This is a genomic window from Erwinia sp. PPS120 (genome assembly GCF_047918655.1).
GTDB lineage: Bacteria > Pseudomonadota > Gammaproteobacteria > Enterobacterales > Enterobacteriaceae > Erwinia > Erwinia tasmaniensis_A.
Genome location: NZ_JBLREF010000015.1, coordinates 91,476 through 108,749, shown reverse-complemented (window position 1 = coordinate 108,749; position 17,274 = coordinate 91,476). Strand labels below are relative to the sequence as shown.

Annotated in this window: 13 protein-coding genes and 1 other annotated feature; of the genes, 4 read left to right on the top strand and 9 right to left on the bottom strand. The window is 55.4% G+C overall.

Translation table 11 applies throughout. The features are described 5' to 3' along the window. Positions 1 to 177: 177 nt before the first annotated feature. The 5 genes from thrC to ACLRGG_RS10350 all read right to left on the bottom strand — a co-directional run bounded on the left by thrC (position 178) and on the right by ACLRGG_RS10350 (position 5,906). Complete coding sequence (thrC, locus tag ACLRGG_RS10370; RefSeq protein ID WP_416249695.1) at positions 178 to 1,464, bottom strand: threonine synthase; 1,287 nt, start codon at positions 1,462 to 1,464, stop codon at positions 178 to 180. Positions 1,465 to 1,467: 3 nt separating this feature from the next. Then, complete coding sequence (gene thrB, locus ACLRGG_RS10365; protein ID WP_416249694.1) at positions 1,468 to 2,397, bottom strand: homoserine kinase; 930 nt, start codon at positions 2,395 to 2,397, stop codon at positions 1,468 to 1,470. Between the two features lie 2 nt (positions 2,398 to 2,399). Then, positions 2,400 to 4,862: a bifunctional aspartate kinase/homoserine dehydrogenase I gene (thrA, locus tag ACLRGG_RS10360; protein ID WP_416249693.1), complete on the bottom strand. Its 2,463-nt coding sequence runs from the start codon at positions 4,860 to 4,862 to the stop codon at positions 2,400 to 2,402. A 23-nt stretch (positions 4,863 to 4,885) separates the two neighbouring features. Continuing rightward, positions 4,886 to 5,007 (bottom strand) — a sequence feature (Thr leader region). Next, complete coding sequence (gene thrL, locus ACLRGG_RS10355; RefSeq protein ID WP_073981044.1) at positions 4,943 to 5,014, bottom strand: thr operon leader peptide; 72 nt, start codon at positions 5,012 to 5,014, stop codon at positions 4,943 to 4,945. (Overlaps the previous feature by 65 nt.) A 193-nt stretch (positions 5,015 to 5,207) precedes the next feature. Then, the gene (locus ACLRGG_RS10350; protein ID WP_416249692.1) at positions 5,208 to 5,906 is read right to left on the bottom strand and encodes a tRNA/rRNA methyltransferase; all 699 of its coding nucleotides are present in this window, start codon (positions 5,904 to 5,906) and stop codon (positions 5,208 to 5,210) included. A gap of 619 nt (positions 5,907 to 6,525) precedes the next feature. Between ACLRGG_RS10350 and arcA the strand changes: the two genes are divergently transcribed. Beyond that, positions 6,526 to 7,242: a two-component system response regulator ArcA gene (gene arcA, locus ACLRGG_RS10345; RefSeq protein WP_416249691.1), complete on the top strand. Its 717-nt coding sequence runs from the start codon at positions 6,526 to 6,528 to the stop codon at positions 7,240 to 7,242. A 56-nt stretch (positions 7,243 to 7,298) separates the two neighbouring features. Here arcA and creA read toward each other — a convergent pair whose 3' ends face one another. Beyond that, complete coding sequence (creA, locus tag ACLRGG_RS10340; protein ID WP_416249690.1) at positions 7,299 to 7,772, bottom strand: protein CreA; 474 nt, start codon at positions 7,770 to 7,772, stop codon at positions 7,299 to 7,301. A gap of 193 nt (positions 7,773 to 7,965) precedes the next feature. Here creA and robA point away from each other — a divergent pair, with 193 nt between their 5' ends. Beyond that, a complete protein-coding gene (gene robA, locus ACLRGG_RS10335; RefSeq protein WP_416249689.1) occupies positions 7,966 to 8,856 on the top strand; it encodes an MDR efflux pump AcrAB transcriptional activator RobA in 891 nt (296 codons plus the stop codon). Positions 8,857 to 9,007: 151 nt separating this feature from the next. Here robA and gpmB read toward each other — a convergent pair whose 3' ends face one another. Then, positions 9,008 to 9,655, bottom strand: a complete 648-nt coding sequence (gene gpmB / locus ACLRGG_RS10330) for a 2,3-diphosphoglycerate-dependent phosphoglycerate mutase GpmB (RefSeq protein WP_416249688.1) — start codon at positions 9,653 to 9,655, stop codon at positions 9,008 to 9,010. Positions 9,656 to 9,705: 50 nt separating this feature from the next. Between gpmB and yjjX the strand changes: the two genes are divergently transcribed. Further along, entirely contained in the window at positions 9,706 to 10,257 is a 552-nt protein-coding gene (gene yjjX / locus ACLRGG_RS10325) for an inosine/xanthosine triphosphatase (protein WP_416249687.1), read from the top strand. A gap of 154 nt (positions 10,258 to 10,411) precedes the next feature. On the opposite strand, the gene trpR is transcribed toward yjjX, so the two are convergent. Further along, positions 10,412 to 10,741 carry a trp operon repressor gene (gene trpR, locus ACLRGG_RS10320; protein WP_416249686.1) on the bottom strand — a complete coding sequence of 110 codons (330 nt, stop codon included), beginning with the start codon at positions 10,739 to 10,741 and terminating at the stop codon, positions 10,412 to 10,414. Positions 10,742 to 10,794: 53 nt separating this feature from the next. Further along, positions 10,795 to 12,717: a murein transglycosylase gene (gene sltY, locus ACLRGG_RS10315; protein WP_416249685.1), complete on the bottom strand. Its 1,923-nt coding sequence runs from the start codon at positions 12,715 to 12,717 to the stop codon at positions 10,795 to 10,797. Between the two features lie 553 nt (positions 12,718 to 13,270). Between sltY and ACLRGG_RS10310 the strand changes: the two genes are divergently transcribed. Then, entirely contained in the window at positions 13,271 to 17,269 is a 3,999-nt protein-coding gene (locus tag ACLRGG_RS10310) for a non-ribosomal peptide synthetase (RefSeq protein ID WP_416249684.1), read from the top strand. Positions 17,270 to 17,274 lie beyond the last annotated feature (5 nt).

Genomic DNA, 17,274 nt, shown 5'->3' with positions numbered 1-17,274 from the left:
GCAACCCGCCATGGCTGGACTGCGTTCGTCTGGTGGCACGCCGGGAAAGGGGGAACAGGGAGCTCGGGGTGGAGGATGAAGAGGAGAAAAGGAGGAAAGGAGAAGAGAGTTAATCAAAAAGGCCCCTACCGGAGTAAGGGCCACGGCGAAAGGCCGCAAGGAGTCAGGCCGCAGGTGTTATTTATGCAGAAGGAATTCACGCAGTGCGGAGAAGTCCGCCGCCATCTTGTGGGACAGCAACGGCAGCGCGGCACGATCGGCCAGCGCCGCTGGCAGCGGCAGCTTGCGCCCCAGCACCGCTTCCACGCTTTCAATAAACTTAGCCGGATGCGCGGTGCTCAGGAACAGGCCGTACTCCCCTTCCTGAAGCTGATCGCGCAGCAGGCGATAGGCGATCGCGGCATGCGGTTCAGAGATATAGCCCAGATCCGCCAGCTCGCGCAGGGTGGCCTTAGTGGTTTCATCATCCACCGCACCATAGCCAAGATCGGTCAGACGCCAGGTTTTACGGCGGAAGATCTCTTCGACGCGCGGCCAGTTGTTAGGCTGGCTGACATCCATGGCGTTAGACAGGGTGGAAACGGTCACGTTGGGCTGCCACTCGCCGCCGGTCAGGAAGCGTGGAACGGTGTCGTTGGCGTTGGTCGCCGCAATAAAGCGCTTCACCGGCAGACCCAGGGATTTCGCCAGCAGGCCCGCCGTCAGGTCGCCAAAGTTGCCGCTTGGCACAGAGATAACCAGCTGATTACGTTTTTCCTGCGGCAGCTGAGCGACCGCCTCAAAGTAGTAACAAATCTGTGCCAGCAGACGGCTGATATTGATGGAGTTGGCCGAGTTAAGGCCAATGGCTTTGCGCAGCGGCTCATCATCAAATGCCTGCTTAACCAGCGACTGACAGACATCGAAATCACCGTCGATGGCGATGGTCTGGATGTTGCCGCCCAGCGTACAAAACAGCTTCTCCTGTAGCGGGCTGATTTTGCCCTGAGGGTAGAGGATCACCACGCGAACGTTTTCCATGCCGTAGAAAGCATGGGCAACGGCGGCGCCGGTGTCGCCCGAGGTGGCGGTAAGAATGGTGATTTTTTCATCCGTTCCGCTCACATATGAGAGCATCTGCGCCATAAAGCGGCCGCCGAAGTCTTTAAACGCCAGCGTTGGGCCGTGAAACAGCTCCAGCGAAGCGATATCGTCGGTGACCTTTGCCACCGGTGCAGGAAAGGCAAAGGCGGTTGCCAGGCGCTCTTTTAGCTGATGCGCGGGGATCTCATCGCCAATAAAGGCCGACAGGATTTTGCTGCTGCGGGTAACGAAATCCATCTCCAGCATCTCGTCGATATCGGTCAGCTCAAACTCAGGCAGTTCAAGCGGGAAAAAAAGCCCCTGCTGCTTGCCCAGGCCCTGCCTGACCGCCTGTGAAAAGCTTACCTGTTCGTTATGGTCCTTAAGATTATAGAGTTTCATACGTTATCCCAGTTTACGTGCGCCTGCCGTATCAATACGACAGATATGAACGAAGCCTTCATCATTTTGCAGATAGTGCTGGCTGAGCCAGTCAGCCATACGCTGAGCCGTTTCCAGCTGGTTACTGACGGCAAACAGCGTGGGGCCGGAACCGGAAATGCCACACGCCAGTGCGCCAATATTCTTAAGTTCCTGCCGCGCCAGGGCAAAGCCTGGTAACAGTTTAGTGCGGTAAGGCTCGGCTATCACGTCACACATCAGCTTCGCCGCCAGTTCCGGCTGCTGGGTGTGACAGGCATGAACGAAGCCCCCCAGATAACGGCCGTGTTGAATAATATCCTCTTTGCGATACTGCGCCGGAAGGATCGCCCGCGCTTCTGCGGTCGACACCTTAATGCCAGGGTAGGCCATCACCCACAGCCAGTCGTTAAAGCTCGGTACTGGCTGGCTGATGATGCCGTTTGCTTCCAGCATCAGCTGGATACCGCCAAGAAAGCAGGGCGCGACGTTGTCATAATGGACGCTGCCGGATATACGCCCTTCCAGCTCCCCCATCAGCGCCAGCAGTTCAGTATCGCCAAGCGGTTTGCCACAGTGTTCATTCATTGCCACCAGGCCGGCGACCACCGAGCAGGCGCTGGATCCCAGACCTGAACCGATAGGCATATTTTTTTCCAGCGTCATCCTGACCGGCACCCGCCTGCCAATGGCCTCACAGAAGCGATCCCAGCAGTGCCAGACGATGTTGTCCTGCGGATCGGCGGGCAGCTTGCTGACAAAACGGCCCCCATTGTGCAGGCTGAACTCACTGGCTGCCTCCACGCTCACGCAGTCGCCCAGCAGCGTACCATCAATTGGCGAAACCGCCGCACCCAGCACGTCGAAGCCCACGCTGACGTTGCCGATTGAGGCCGGGGCATAAATTTTAACCATCGTTAAACTCCTAACTTCCATGACAGGGTACGCAGCAGATCGGCAAACACGCCGGCGGCCGTGACATCGTTACCCGCGCCGTATCCGCGCAGCACTAGCGGAATAGGCTGATAATAGCGGCTATAAAAGGCCAGCGCATTCTCGCCATTTTTTACCTTATACAGCGGGTCGTTACCGTCGACGGCGTCAATTTTTACCCGGCAGCGCCCCCCTTCTTCAATGGCCCCCACGAAGCGCAGGACCTTATTCTCATCGCGTGCCGCCGCGACGCGCGCAGTAAAGGCGTCATCCAGCTCCGGCAAACGCGCCATAAATGCCTCCGCATCTGCCAGCGAGGTAAGTGATGCTGGCAGTACAGCTTCAATTTCAATATCGCTCAGCTCCAGCTGATATCCGGCCTCACGGGCGAGGATCAGCAACTTACGCGCCACGTCCATGCCGGACAGATCGTCACGCGGGTCCGGTTCAGTAAAGCCCAGCTCACGCGCCATTTTCGTCGCGGCAGAGAGGGAGACGCCCTCATCAAGCTTACCGAAAATAAACGACAGGGAACCGGAAAGAATGCCGGAAAAGCGAATCAGTTCATCTCCGGCATTCAGCAGGTTTTGCAGGTTCTCAATGACCGGCAGGCCTGCGCCCACGTTGGTGTCATACAGAAATTTACGGCGCGATTTAGCCGCTGCCGCGCGCATCTGCTGATAATAATTCCATGATGAGGTATTGGCCTTTTTATTCGGCGTCACCACGTGGAAACCCTCGCCCAGGAAGTCGGCGTACTGGTCGGCTACCGCCTGGCTTGAAGTACAGTCGACAATCACCGGATTGAGCAGATGATACTCTTTCACCAGTCGGATCAGGCGCCCAAGGTTAAACGGCTCTTTAGCCTCCTTCAGGGCATTCTGCCAGTTATCCAGCGGGATGCCGTGTACGTTGGTCAGCAGGGCGCTGGAGTTGGCGATGCCGCACACCCGCAGATCGATATGCTTGTTTTTCAGCCATGCCTGCTGACGGTGTAGCTGTTCAATCAGTGCGGCACCCACGCCCCCCACGCCGATAACAAACACTTCAATCACCTGATCGGTGGCAAACAGCATCTGATGCACCACGCGCACGCCGGTGGTGGCATCGTCATTATTGACCACGACGGAGATAGAGCGTTCTGACGATCCCTGGGCAATGGCGATAATATTGATATTCGCACGGGCCAGCGCAGAGAAAAATTTGGCGGAGATCCCACGCAGGGTGCGCATACCGTCGCCCACCACCGAAATTACCGCCAGCTTTTCCATCACATCCAGCGGCTCCAGCAGGCCATCCTTCAATTCAAGATAAAACTCCTCCTCCAGCACCCGACGTGCACGGGCCTGGTCGCTCTGCGGTACGCAGAAACTGATGCTGTATTCTGATGAGGACTGGGTGATCAGCACCACGGAGATGCCGCTACGCGACATGGTGGCAAAGACCCGGGCGGCCATACCGACCATACCTTTCATGCCCGGGCCGGAGATGTTGAACATCGCCATGTTATTAAGATTCGTGATGCCCTTCACCGGATTTTCATCATCAGTACCGTCGCCGCCAATCAGCGTGCCGGGTGCCTGAGGGTTAGCGGTGTTTTTGATAAGACAGGGAATATGAAACTGGGCAATCGGGGCGATGGTGCGCGGATGCAGAACTTTGGCGCCAAAGTAGGAGAGCTCCATTGCTTCCCGGTATGACATAGAATTAAGCAGACGGGCATCTGGCACCTGCCGCGGATCGCAGGTATAAACGCCGTCGACATCCGTCCAGATTTCACAGCAGTCGGCGCGAAGACAGGCGGCCAGCACGGCCGCAGAGTAATCCGAGCCATTACGTCCCAGCACCACCAGCTCGCCTTTGTCGTTACCGGCGGTAAACCCTGCCATCAGGATCATATTTTCAGGCGGGATCTGGCTGGCGGCAATGCGGCGGGTCGATTCCGTAATATCCACGGTGGATTCAAGATAGTGCCCCACCGCCAGCAGTTTCTCGACCGGATCGATAACGCTAACACCGTAACCCCGCGCCTGTAGCAAGGCGGCCATGATGGCTATCGACAGCTTTTCACCCCGGCAGATAATGGCCGCGTTAACGCTGTCCGGGCACTGCCCCAGCAGGCTGATGCCGTGTAATACCTGCTTCAGCTGTGCAAATTCTTTTGCAACCAGGCGGGCGACGCCCTCGTCATCAAAGCCGGGCTGTGATTCCGCCAGCCCCTCTATGAGCGATGCGAAAATACTTTCCGCATCGCTCATATTCGGCTGCATATCCTGACCGTCGATCGTTTTTTCGATCATTGCGACCAGATGATTCGTAATTTTCGCTGGCGCGGACAATACGGTGGCAACCTGTCCCTGCTTCGCATTACTTTCCAGAATATCAGCCACGCGCAGAAACCGCTCCGCGTTAGCTACTGAGGTTCCACCGAATTTCAGCACTCGCATTCTAACTCTCCTGAATTTTTGCCGAAAAAAAAGCCCGCACTGGTTAGGTGCGGGCTTGTTTTTATTTTTTCCTGTATGCGTCAGCCCGCACCGTTACTCGTGGTAATGGTGGTGGTAATAATGATTGTTGTCATCAGGCTGTGGTTACGCATTATAGATTTATCATCTGTCTGTTTATAAAATCTGTCGGCTTTCAGAAGTAAAGCAATCGCCCTGCTAAGTCAATTTTTTTATCTTCCCCTCATTCCGGCAAACGCGAGAAGGCCACAGGGAATTTACCCCTGACTCAGCGCTTATCTTTCACCCCTTGCGGAAAAAGCAGCAGCACCTTCTGGAAATGCAGAATTAATCAGCGTTTTTATCTATAAGATTTTTTTCTATGTCATGCAGCAGACGATGCAGCATGGCGCTGTCGCGCTGGGCCAGCAGACCCAGACGCTGCGTCAGCCAGTCGGCCAGCTTGCGATCGTCGCTGACCGCCAGCCTTGCCAGCAAAGCATCACAGCGCTGCCGCAGCGCCGCCAGCTGCTGCACATCCGCCGCGATCTCTGGCCGGGCAGCGATCTGACGCAGCGTGGAAAGCTGGTAGCAGTAAACCATGACCGCCTGGCCCAGATTTAACGACGGGTAATCTGCTGCCATCGGAATACCGGTCAGCACATCGACCAGCGCCAGCTCTTCATTAGTCAGCCCGGTATCCTCGCGACCAAATACCAGCGCCATGCTGTTAACCCACTGCTGCTTCTCTTCAAGCAGCGGCAGCAGCTGCTGAGGCGTCGCGTAATAGTGGAATCGGGCGCGGCTCCGGGCCGTTGTTGCCACGCTGAAGTCGATATCATGCAGCGCAGCAGACAGTGAATCCCAGTGGGTGGCATTATCCAGAATATCTCCCGCACCGTGGGCTACCCTGCGCGCCGCGGGATCACGATGCGCCTGACTATTGACAATACGCAGCGTATCAAAACCCATCGTTTTCATGGCGCGCGCCGCTGCGCCCACGTTCTCAGCCCGGGCCGGGGAAACAAGGATTAGAGGGAAATGCATAATGGCCTTAATTTTCATCCAACAGGAATAGCAGTGTGACAGGATCGCATAAAAATAAAAGGCGATGATAAATAACAAGCCAACAACATCCGATCTCATGTGCGGGAGGGGGCAAACTCCGTTCTGCTTTAAATTAGTCCCACATTTAAATATAAACCTAAGTTAGCCTTCACTAAATACATATAAATCAATGCAATATAAAATGTTAAAACATTAGTAAGACTGAATGAGGCTACCGACGCCGAAGTCAGGGCAAAACAGGCATAATTGTGAGCTAAGCTGGCATTCTGGTAAGAGTTTTTCACAAAAGAGTTAACGTGCTACACTTGGTTTGATATAAGTCAACTAAGCGTTGTTTTATTACATATTGTTAGTGGCCAGTACTGTTATGTTACTGTTAATGCAGTTAGGATATACGCCTTTTCAGATCCCGCTACGGCAGGCTCTGACATCTTACTGGGGCAGCGGAACCGGTCGATGCTGATGAGGATGAGTATATCCTGCACATCATTCTGTACAGCTAAGGTTACGCGCCGGATAGCGTAAGCGCGATATCCGGATCGGTGTAACCGCTGTATGCCCTGTTTCGATTTTGTTGGCAATTTTAGGTAGCGAACACATGCAGACCCCGCACATACTTATCGTTGAAGACGAATTAGTTACTCGTAATACTCTCAAAAGTATTTTTGAGGCCGAAGGCTACATGGTTCATGAAGCTACGGATGGTGCTGAAATGCATCACATACTGACCGATAACGACATTAACCTGGTGATTATGGATATCAATCTCCCCGGGAAAAATGGCCTGCTGTTAGCGCGTGAGCTGCGCGAACAGGCTAACGTGGCACTGATGTTTCTGACCGGAAGGGATAACGAAGTCGATAAAATCCTTGGCCTGGAAATTGGTGCGGATGACTACATCACCAAACCCTTTAACCCGCGTGAGCTGACTATTCGTGCCCGCAACCTGCTGTCGCGTACCATGAATCTTGCGCCGCAGAGCGAAGAGCGCAAGCTGGTCGAAAGCTATCGCTTTAACGGCTGGGAGCTGGATATTAACAGCCGCTCACTGGTTGGCCCGCAGGGAGAGCAGTATAAGCTGCCGCGCAGTGAATTCCGCGCCATGCTGCACTTCTGCGAAAACCCGGGCAAGATCCAGACCCGCGCTGACCTGCTGAAGAAAATGACCGGTCGCGAGCTGAAGCCTCACGATCGTACCGTTGACGTCACCATTCGTCGTATTCGTAAGCATTTCGAATCCACGCCGGATACGCCAGAAATCATTGCCACCATCCACGGTGAAGGCTATCGTTTCTGTGGCGATCTTCAGGACTGAATTCCCCCTTTTAGCGATAAACAGGGCCGGTTATCCGGCCCTTTTTTTGTTGCAGATCATTTGTTCCACGGCATAATAGGCACGGCGCTCAGGGCATTTTTAGGTGAACCATTAACGATCTTGTCAGAATAGCTGAGATAAATCAGTGTATTACGCTTTTTGTCATAAAAGCGCACGACCTGTAATTTTTTGAATACCAGCGACGTTCGTTTACGAAACACCACCTCGCCCTCAGATTTATTCCGGGCAATGCTGTCACTGAGTTCCACGGGTCCCACCTGCTGACAGGAAATGGCCGCGTCTGAGGTATCCTCCGCCAGCCCCAGCCCGCCCTTGATGCCCCCGGTTTTAGCCCGACTGATATAACAGGTTACATTTTTTACATCGGGGTCATCGAAGGCTTCGACCACGATTTTATGATCCGGGCCTAAAATCTTAAACACCGTATCCACAGACCCGACTTCCTCCGCCTGTACGGCAAAAGAGGAAAAAATTACAGAAGTGATAATTAACAATTTTTTCATTGTCATAACGTTACCATTGCGTTGAAAATAGATGACATTGTAAGTTATCAACTCAGGCGATCACCTGCCCGGGAGAGCCCACAAAACCTGACGCGCTCTGGTATAGCACATCCGCAGCGATTAACAACGGATAGCGCGTCATTAGCGGCACAACGCATCATTTCTTTAGCACTACTCCGAACCAGGATGAGGACGTTTTATGGATCAGGCCGGTATCATTCGCGATTTGCTTGTCTGGCTTGAAAGCCACCTTGACCAGCCACTGTCGCTGGACAATGTCGCCGCTAAGGCTGGCTATTCGAAATGGCATTTGCAAAGAATGTTTAAGGAAGTGACCGATCACGCTATTGGTGCGTATATCCGGGCACGGCGTCTGTCAAAAGCCGCAGTTGCGCTGCGTCTGACCAGTCGGCCAATCCTGGATATTGCTCTACAGTACCGCTTTGATTCCCAGCAGACATTCACTCGCGCGTTTAAAAAACAGTTTAACCAGACTCCGGCCTGGTATCGCCGTTCAGCAGACTGGAACTCATTCGGCCTCCGTCCGCCTATCCGTCTGGGCGACTTTACCCTGCCTGAGGCCGCTTTCGTTACCCTGCCGGACATAGAGCTTATCGGCCAGACGCAGAGCTATACCTGTACGCTGGAGCAAATTTCCTTCTACCGTGATGAAATGCGCGTGCACTTCTGGCGTCAGTTCCTGGCCGAAACGGATAGGGTTCCGCCTGTCCTGTACGGGCTGCATAGGGTACGCCCGAGCATTGAAAAGGAGGACGAGCAGGAAATCTTCTATACTACGGCGGTGCCGTCAGACAAGCTGTCGCAGCCGCTTCAGTCTACGCAGAAAGTCCAGCTGGAAGCAGGTGAATATGTGCAGTTTACCTATGACGGCCCGCGCAGCAATCTTCAGGAATTTATCCTGTTAATTTACGGCACCTGTATGCCTACGCTACAGTTGACCCGCCGTCACGGCCAGGATATTGAACGATTTTATACTCACGGTGGGAAAAAGCTGTCAGAACCGCCAAAAAACATTCGCTGTGAATACTTAATTCCCATCCGTTCGCACACTGAAACCCCGTCGGTATAGCATAAGGGCGAAATAATTCGCCCTGTTACTCTTGACCGCAGGCCATCAATCAGCGCTGTCGCTCATACAGAGTCAAGCATCAATCAGCGCTGTAACTCATCCAGCGTGAAGCATCAATCAACGCTGTAACTCATCCAGCGTGAAGCATTAATCAGCGCTGTAACTCATCCAGGGCGGGCGCATTCAGGTGTGATATATCCCCTGCGGTTTCCACAATCCAGCCCGATGCCAGCCAGTCGCTTTGCTGATAATCCACCCGTGAGATTGAACAGTTACGCAGCCTCAGCCGACGTTCCGCATGCGCAGGCAGTCCAAGGATGGTACTGACCAGCACGCCGAGCGCCATACCGTGACTGACCAGCAGGGGTCGGCTGCCAGCGGGCAGTTGAAGACAGGCGTTAAGCGCTTCATGCATTCGGGTCGCCATTTCCGCCATAGATTCTCCCTGAGGGATGCGGCCATTGACAGTGCCGTTGACCAGCGCTTTACGCCAGCTCTCTTCCTCTTCCGTCAGATGGTCAATAGGACGCTGCTCCAGCACACCCATATTCAGCTCACGCAGGCGCGGATCGAGCTTAACGTCGCAGCCGCAGGCGTGGGCAATAATTTCAGCGGTGCGTCTGGTGCGCCCCAGATCGCTGGCAATAACATGGGTGATGCCGACGTGTTTGACGCACTCGCCCACCTGGCGGGCCTGATACTCTCCCTTATCCGTCAGCGCGCTGTCTGACTGTCCCTGAATGCGGCGCGCCGCATTCCATAGCGTTTCTCCGTGACGAACAAGATAAACCTGTAACATGCTATTTTCCGTTATACTGCAAAAAAATTACGTAAAGGGTTCAAACAATTATGTACCATGTTGTCGCCGCTACCATCAATCCAGCAAAAATAAAGGCAATTTCTCAGGCATTCAGCGATATTTACGGTGAAGGATCCTGCCATATTGAAGGGGTAGAGGTCGACAGCGGCGTGGCGGCGCAGCCCGTGACAAATGCTGAAACGAGAACTGGCGCACGTCATCGCGTGATGAATGCCCGTCAGGTCAGACCTGAAGCCGATTTTTGGGTCGCTATTGAAGCCGGAATAGAGGACGACAGCGCTTTCGCGTGGATGGTGATAGAAAACCATAAGCTTCGTGGCGAATCGCGTTCAGCCAGCTTTACCCTGCCGGCAGTGGTACTGAAAGGGATTGCGCAGGGTCGCGAACTGGGTGATGAAATGGCCCGTCTGACGGGTATTGACAATATCAAACAAAAAGGTGGCGCGATTGGCGCTTTTACCGCCGGTCTGCTGAGCAGAACCAGCGTCTACCATCAGGCGCTGATCCTGGCACTATGTCCTTTTCATAACGACGTCTATCAAGAGAAGCCCGCCGACGATGCTGATTCAGAGCTTGTCTGAAGACGCTGACTCAACGCTCGTCTGAAATACTGATTCAGAACTCATCTGAGACGCTGACTCAACGCTCGTCTGAGATACTGATTCAGAACTCATCTGAGACGCTGATTCAACGCGCGTCTGAGATACTGATTCAGTACTCATCTGAGACGCTGATTCAACGCGCGTCTGAGTCCGATAGCAGCTCGGCCTCCAGCCAGCCCTTCAGGGCGGGGGGCGCGCTTTTCAGGCTGTTCGATCCCCGCGTTATCGTCGCGATACCGACGCCCAAATCGTTTTTCAACTCACGCTGGCTCAGTTCACCGCGCATCAGCTCTTCAATAATACGCAGGCGCGTGCCAAGCGACTCACGCTCGTCGGGCGTCAGCATCAGCTGCAGGAGCGGCAGATGCAGGTTGTGGTTGAAGGCTCGCTGTAGCAGCGAGACGAAACGCTGCCACTCTTCGTTATGCGGCTCCGCCGTAACGGGAACAGAAGAATCGGTCATGTCAGGCCCATACTCATAAACTAGTACAGCAGCATAACATACCCCATTGCAGATCAGTAGCGCCGCTGCCATTCCGCGTCAGACAGAATTTTATCGGGCTTGCTCATCAAATGCCGGTAGTAAGCATCGTAAGCGAGCACGTTTTTGACATAACCCCGGGTTTCAGAAAAGGGTATCGTCTCAATAAATGCTACCGCATCCAGCCGCCCCGCACTGTTCCCCAGCCAGGTTCTGACGCGCGACGGGCCTGCATTATAGGCCGCCGAGGAAAATATCCGGTTTTCACCAAACTGCTGATACACCGACTCCAGATACTGCATGCCAATCTGAATACTGGTTTCAGGATCCAGCAGCTGGCTGCTGTTGCTGTAGCCAGGCAGGCTGTAACTTTTCACCGTATGCTGAGCGGTCGCGGGCATAACCTGCATCAGACCCGCGGCGCCGACCGGGGAGTGCGCCTTAGGATTCCACGCGCTCTCCTGGCGGGCAATCGCCATCGCATAGCTGATGGGTATCGCTTTACCGACTCCATAGCGCTGGAACTGGTCCTGATAAGCCAGCGGGAAACGCTCCTGTAAGCTGTTCCACAGCTTGCCGGTAATCGTCGCCTGAACGCTCAGATCCCACCAGTTTTGTTCGCGCGCAAAGCGGGCCAGCTGCTGCTGCTGACCGCTGTTTTTGCTGGCCACCAGATAGCTCCACTCCGTTCGGGCCAGGTTATCCATCCCCCAGTACATCAGCTCCCGCACGCGGGAAATCTCTGTACCGGTAGTCAGGGCAGCGTCCGGTGAGGCGGCCTGATCAATCTGCAGCGGGTAGGATTCACCCAGCCTTTGCGCGGCCACCATCGGATAGAATCCGCGCGCCTTCATCAGTCCATGCAGGATTGCTTCCGCTTCTTCTTTCCGCCCCTGCTCCAGCAGCAGGTCGGCCTGCCAGTACTGCCACTCATCTTTTTGCTTTGCTTCCAGCGGCAGGCGGGAAATCCAGGTATTCATACCCCGTCGGTCATTATTGCCCAGCGACATTCTGACTCGCCGTTCAATCAGGGAGGTAGACTCGCTGCGCATAACCACATTGTCCCGCCAGCGAGCCTGCTCAGAGGTGATGTCATTACCCATCAGACGCCAGGCAACCGCCTCGTTGAGATCCTGCTCATCGCTCTCGCTCATTTTTTGCAGACGCACCAGCGTGGGGATCATCGCCCGGGCGTTTTCAGCATCCTCACGCGCCACGCGCGCAAAGGCAATGGACGTCGCCTGGCGGGTAAAGTCAGTCGGCCCCACCGTTCGGGCAAAATTTTCCACGCTGGCCGGATTATTTTGCAGCGCCATAACGGCGTTCGCCATGGTCTGATAATCGCCAGGCAGCTGCTTCGCCAGGGCATTCACCAGGCTGGTATTGCCCTCTTTCATCGCCAGGCGGATGCGTGCCAGCGTGGTAATCGGCGTTTGCTCACCCGCGGCCTGCCAGGCGCTGAAAAGTTTGTCACAGGCGGAAGGCAACGAGGTTCCCCGCAGCCAGATAGATTTCGCCCCCTGCCAGGCCACCTGCTGCTGGCCTGTCGCCCACCTGGCGTAGTACCAGTTGCAGCGCGCCGCTACCGGTTTTGGCTCGTCAGGGCTGAAAACCAGCAGGCCTCGCCAGTCCTGACGATAGGCCAGCTCGTTGATAAAGCGCGCGGAAAGCGACTGTACCGGCGGCAGCGTGGGATATTTTTTGATAAACGCCTCGACGACGAAGCCGCTTTGCTGGTCAAGATTCTGCGTCAGTTCACGGTATTCCAGATAGGGGTAGAGTGGATAATCGCGCAGCGTTGGCATCAGCTCCGCCACCCTGTCCATCTGTTTGCTGTCCCAGGCCTGCTTAATTTGCTGGTAACGGCTGCGCTGCACATCCAGCGAATCCGCCTGTGCCGTGCCGGTGATAGCGGTTAAACAGGCGCCTACTATCCAAAACTTCCATTTGTCGACCATGACTTTCCTCACGTTTACGCCTCTCTTTGACCTGAATACTGAATCGCTCACTTCATGCTAACCAGGCTGGAGCCGTCCCGCTATGTAATGCAGAAAAATTTACGCTACTTACTGCTGCGCGCCTCTGGTGCATTCGAGCCAGAAGGGGTCAGTTCAGGAAGGGGGAGGCCTCCTGACTGCCTGTTTTCTCCCGTGGTGCGGACGGAGGGCTACCCACGTCGTCCCGGTTATTTCATCAGATAAAACGCCCTTATAAATGAATTAAAACAATAAAAGTTAATTATCAGGAATAATTAAATTGCCATCTCTTAAAAAAACGGCAATCTCTAAATGAAATAAATACCGATCGCGGCTAAAAAAACAAAACCTCATTTAAAAGGGTTTTTTGGGGTATTAAGATTGCTATCTCAAAACAAAAGTTATAATACCTAAAAGTAATTAAAATAAACGCATAACGAAATACCTATAAATGTGTATTATGGTTTCCAGGTATTTATATACTGGCCTGCCGTTAACCGTTTTTATTTTACTATCCTTAACTGGAGGTTCGCTTATGTCTTTGTTTCCTTTAACTTCCGTACAGCAGGCTGTATGGTTGGATCAGCTGCTTACATCCGATACGCCCTGCTACAACATCGGTGCGCAGTGGCGTATTGAGGGCACGCTGGATATCCCATTATTATGTAAGGCAATAATGGAGGTAGCAGAACAGCATGATGCGTTACAAATCACGCTTAAGGAAAGTGAAAGCGGCGTTAGCCAGACCTTTATTGATAATGAAGCCCCCTATCTGGAATACCATGACGTCAGTCAGGATGATAATCCTGAGGAGGCAGCGCGCGCGCTTACGCAGGCGACGTTTGTTAAGCCCTTTGCGCTTTATGAGCAACGTCTCTGGCGAACGAGTTTAATTAAAACAAATACCACAGCGTTTATATGGTCTATTAACAGCCATCACATAATAGCGGACGGCACTTCCGTATCTCTGCTGAGCAAAATCATTATTTCACGCTATAAGGCGCTGCTTAGGGATGAACCCGCTTTCGAGAATGAAGCAAAAAAATATGCGCAATTTATTATTGAAGATGGTGCTTATCTCACCTCCCCCCGCTACGCGCGTGACCGTGAATGGTGGCTGACCCATTTTAACAATGCTCCGCCCTCGCTGCTGGAACGCCGCAGCGGCTTTGAGGAAAACAACGCCTGGCCGAGCGCGCAGATTACCCGCCGACTCCCCCTGGCACGTTATCAGCAGTTAACGGAGTATGCACACCGGTATGGCGCCTCGCCGATGCACTTTCTCAGTGCGCTGATCGCCTGCTGGTTTTCGCGCCAGTGGCAAACGGAGGCGGTGACGCTCGGCGTGCCGGTGCATAACCGCGCCAGGCACAAACAGACGCTGGGTATGTTCTCCTCCATGATCCCGGTAAGACTGGATACCAACACCGCTAATCCTTTTTCTACGCTGGTAAAGCAGGTCGCAGGCGAACTGCGGCGCAGCTATCGCCATCAGCGTTTTCCGATCGCTGAGCTTAATCGCGAACTGCGACTGAGTCAGCAGGGGCGGCGCCAGCTGTACGATTTGAGCTTTTCACTGGAAACCTTTCCCACCGACATCGAGCTGAACGGTAGCCCACTTAAGGTCGAGGCCTTACAACACGGATACGAGCAGACGCCGCTGGCCGTTTATCTGCGCCACTACCATCCCGGTGACGATCCGGTGCTGGAGTGCAACGCTAATGAGGCCTGGTTCAGCCGGGACGAAGGTGAGCGTATCGCCGACCGTCTGCTGCACCTGATCGCGGCGATACTGGATGCCCCGCCGGAGCAGCCCATGGCGCTGCTGCCCCTGCTGCTGCCGTCGGAGCAGCACAGTATCCTAAATCTGTGGAACGACACCGCGCAGCCATGGCACTTCCCCCAGGGTATTCACCGCTATTTTGAACGCCAGGCGGCACTGACGCCGCAGGCAGTGGCGCTTTGCGGCGATGTGGCAACGCTAAGCTACGCCGCGCTCAACCAACGCGCCAACCAGCTGGCCGGATACCTGCGCGACAGCGGGATTGGGGCAGACGATCGCGTTGCGCTGTGCGTCGAGCGAAGTGCAGAGATGGTGGTGGCACTGCTGGCCATTCTGAAGTCCGGGGGCGCCTACGTCCCGCTCGACCCCGATTATCCGGCGGACCGCCTTCAGCACATGCTGACCGACTGTGGCGCAAAATGTCTGCTGATCGACGACGCCGGACAACGGGCGCTGAGCGGCCTGCTGGAGGGCAGTCTGGCGACGCTGCATATGCAGAGAGACAGACAGAAGTGGCGGCGAAGGTCCATGACCAACCTGCCTGATATCCTGCCGGATACGCAGCGATCGATGGCCTATGTTATCTATACTTCCGGCTCCACCGGCAAGCCTAAGGGCGTAATGAACGAGCATCTGGCGGTCATGAACCGGCTGCTGTGGATGCAGGAAACCTATCACCTGACGTCGCAGGATACCGTGCTGCAGAAAACCCCCTTTAGCTTTGACGTCTCAGTGTGGGAGTTTTTCTGGCCGCTGATGGCGGGTGCCCGGCTGGCCATAGCCAGGCCGGGCGGCCATCAGGATCCCGCCTATCTGAGCGACATGATTTCCCGGTGGAGGGTGACCACGCTGCATTTTGTCCCCTCCATGCTCCAGCTGTTTCTGCGTCACGGCGCGATGGCGCAGTGCGCCAGACTGCAACGGGTCTTCTGTAGCGGGGAAGCGCTGCCGCTGGCCGCCGTTAAGCGCTTTCATCATCAGCTGCCGCAGGCTGAGCTACACAATTTGTACGGGCCTACCGAGGCGGCGGTTGACGTCTCTTTCTGGCACTGTCGGTCAGACGATCCCCGCGCACGGGTGCCAATAGGAAAACCGGTAGCCAATACCCGCCTCTATATTCTGGATGCCGGGCTGCAACCCGTTCCGCCCGGCGTCAGCGGTGAGCTGCATATTGGCGGTGTCCAGGTCGCACGGGGTTACCTGAACCGCGATGCGCTCAGCCAGGAACGCTTTATACCCGACCCGTTTAGCGACGCCGCCGGAGCAAGGCTCTATAAAACCGGCGATCTGGCACGCTGGCTGGAAGATGGCAGCATTGAGTACCTGGGACGCAATGATTTCCAGGTGAAAATTCACGGACTGCGTATTGAGCTGGGTGAGATCGAGCAGGCACTGCGCGGCTGTCCGGGCATTGACGATGCGGTAGTGCTGGCCTGCGACGATCGCCAGGGCGACAAGCGTCTGGTGGCCTGGGTGGCCACGGCGGACGTCGCGGACGCTAGCCAGTGGCGGGAACAACTGAGCCGCTCGCTACCGGGCTTTATGATCCCGGCCTGCTTTGTTCCGCTGGCGGCGCTGCCGCTTTCACCCAACGGCAAGCTGGATCGCCGGGCGCTTCCCCAGCCCACTCTCGCCGGGGCGGAGAAAAAGATTTATCAGCCCGCCGTAACCGAACAGGAGCGCATTCTCGCGGTGCACTGGGCCGATCTGCTGGAGGTGCCCACCCCTGGCCTTGACGATGATTTCTTTGAGCTGGGCGGCCACTCACTGCATGGCATACAGCTGATGATGCGTCTTAAGCGTCAGGGAATGAAGATAGATATGAAGGCGCTTTACGCCCATACCACCCTGCGTACCCAGGCTGCCCTCCTGGCGCAGAACGGGCCGGAGCCGCAAACCAGTGACCTCAGCGTCCATGACTATGCATCACCGCCCTTACCGCCTTTAGCGGACTTCAGCCTGTTGCAGCCGCTGAACCAGCATCGCGCCGCGGAGGCTCTGTGGACGGTGCATCCGGCAGCCGTTGGCTGCGAGATTTATCAGGATTTGGCTACGCGCCTCGAGGGAGAGATGAACGTCACCGGGGTAAGCAACTACAACCTGTTTAACCGGCCACATATCCCCACCCTGCCCGCACTGGCCAGTTACTATCTACAGCATATACAGCAGCAGGGACTGCCCGTCGATCGTTCGGTAAACCTGCTTGGCTGGTCGCTGGGCGGCCTGATTGCGCTGGAGATGGCCGTGCAGCTGGAACAGCTCGGCTATCGCCATATTCACGTCTGCCTGCTGGATACGCTCTATCGCTGCGACGTTCACCAGCAGATTGCGCCTGGTATGCTGGCGACCTTACTCTCGGCCATCGGCCTGGACGAGATGGCCGTGAAACGCGCCATTCAGGCGGAAGAGACCGAGCTGGGCATGAACACTCAGGCACTGAGCGGAACGCTCAACGCGACCCGCGTCACGTTGTTTAAAGCCACCCAGTTTGTCGATCTCAGCGAGTCGGGCACGGCGGATGGCAGCAGAATACTGGCCCTCAGCGATAATGGTCTGGGCCAGGTCTGCCCTCACCTGCGGGTCATCCCGCTGGCGGAAAACCACCACTCGATGATTCACCGCCACGACGTGATTATCCCTGCATTGCTCGGCACGCTGCCGCCGCAAAGCATCGCCGTTTCGCGCGACGCCGTGGCGCAGAACGGCGGCCCGACGTTGGCGCTTTCCGGCAGTGAAAAACGACAGCGCTGAGCCAG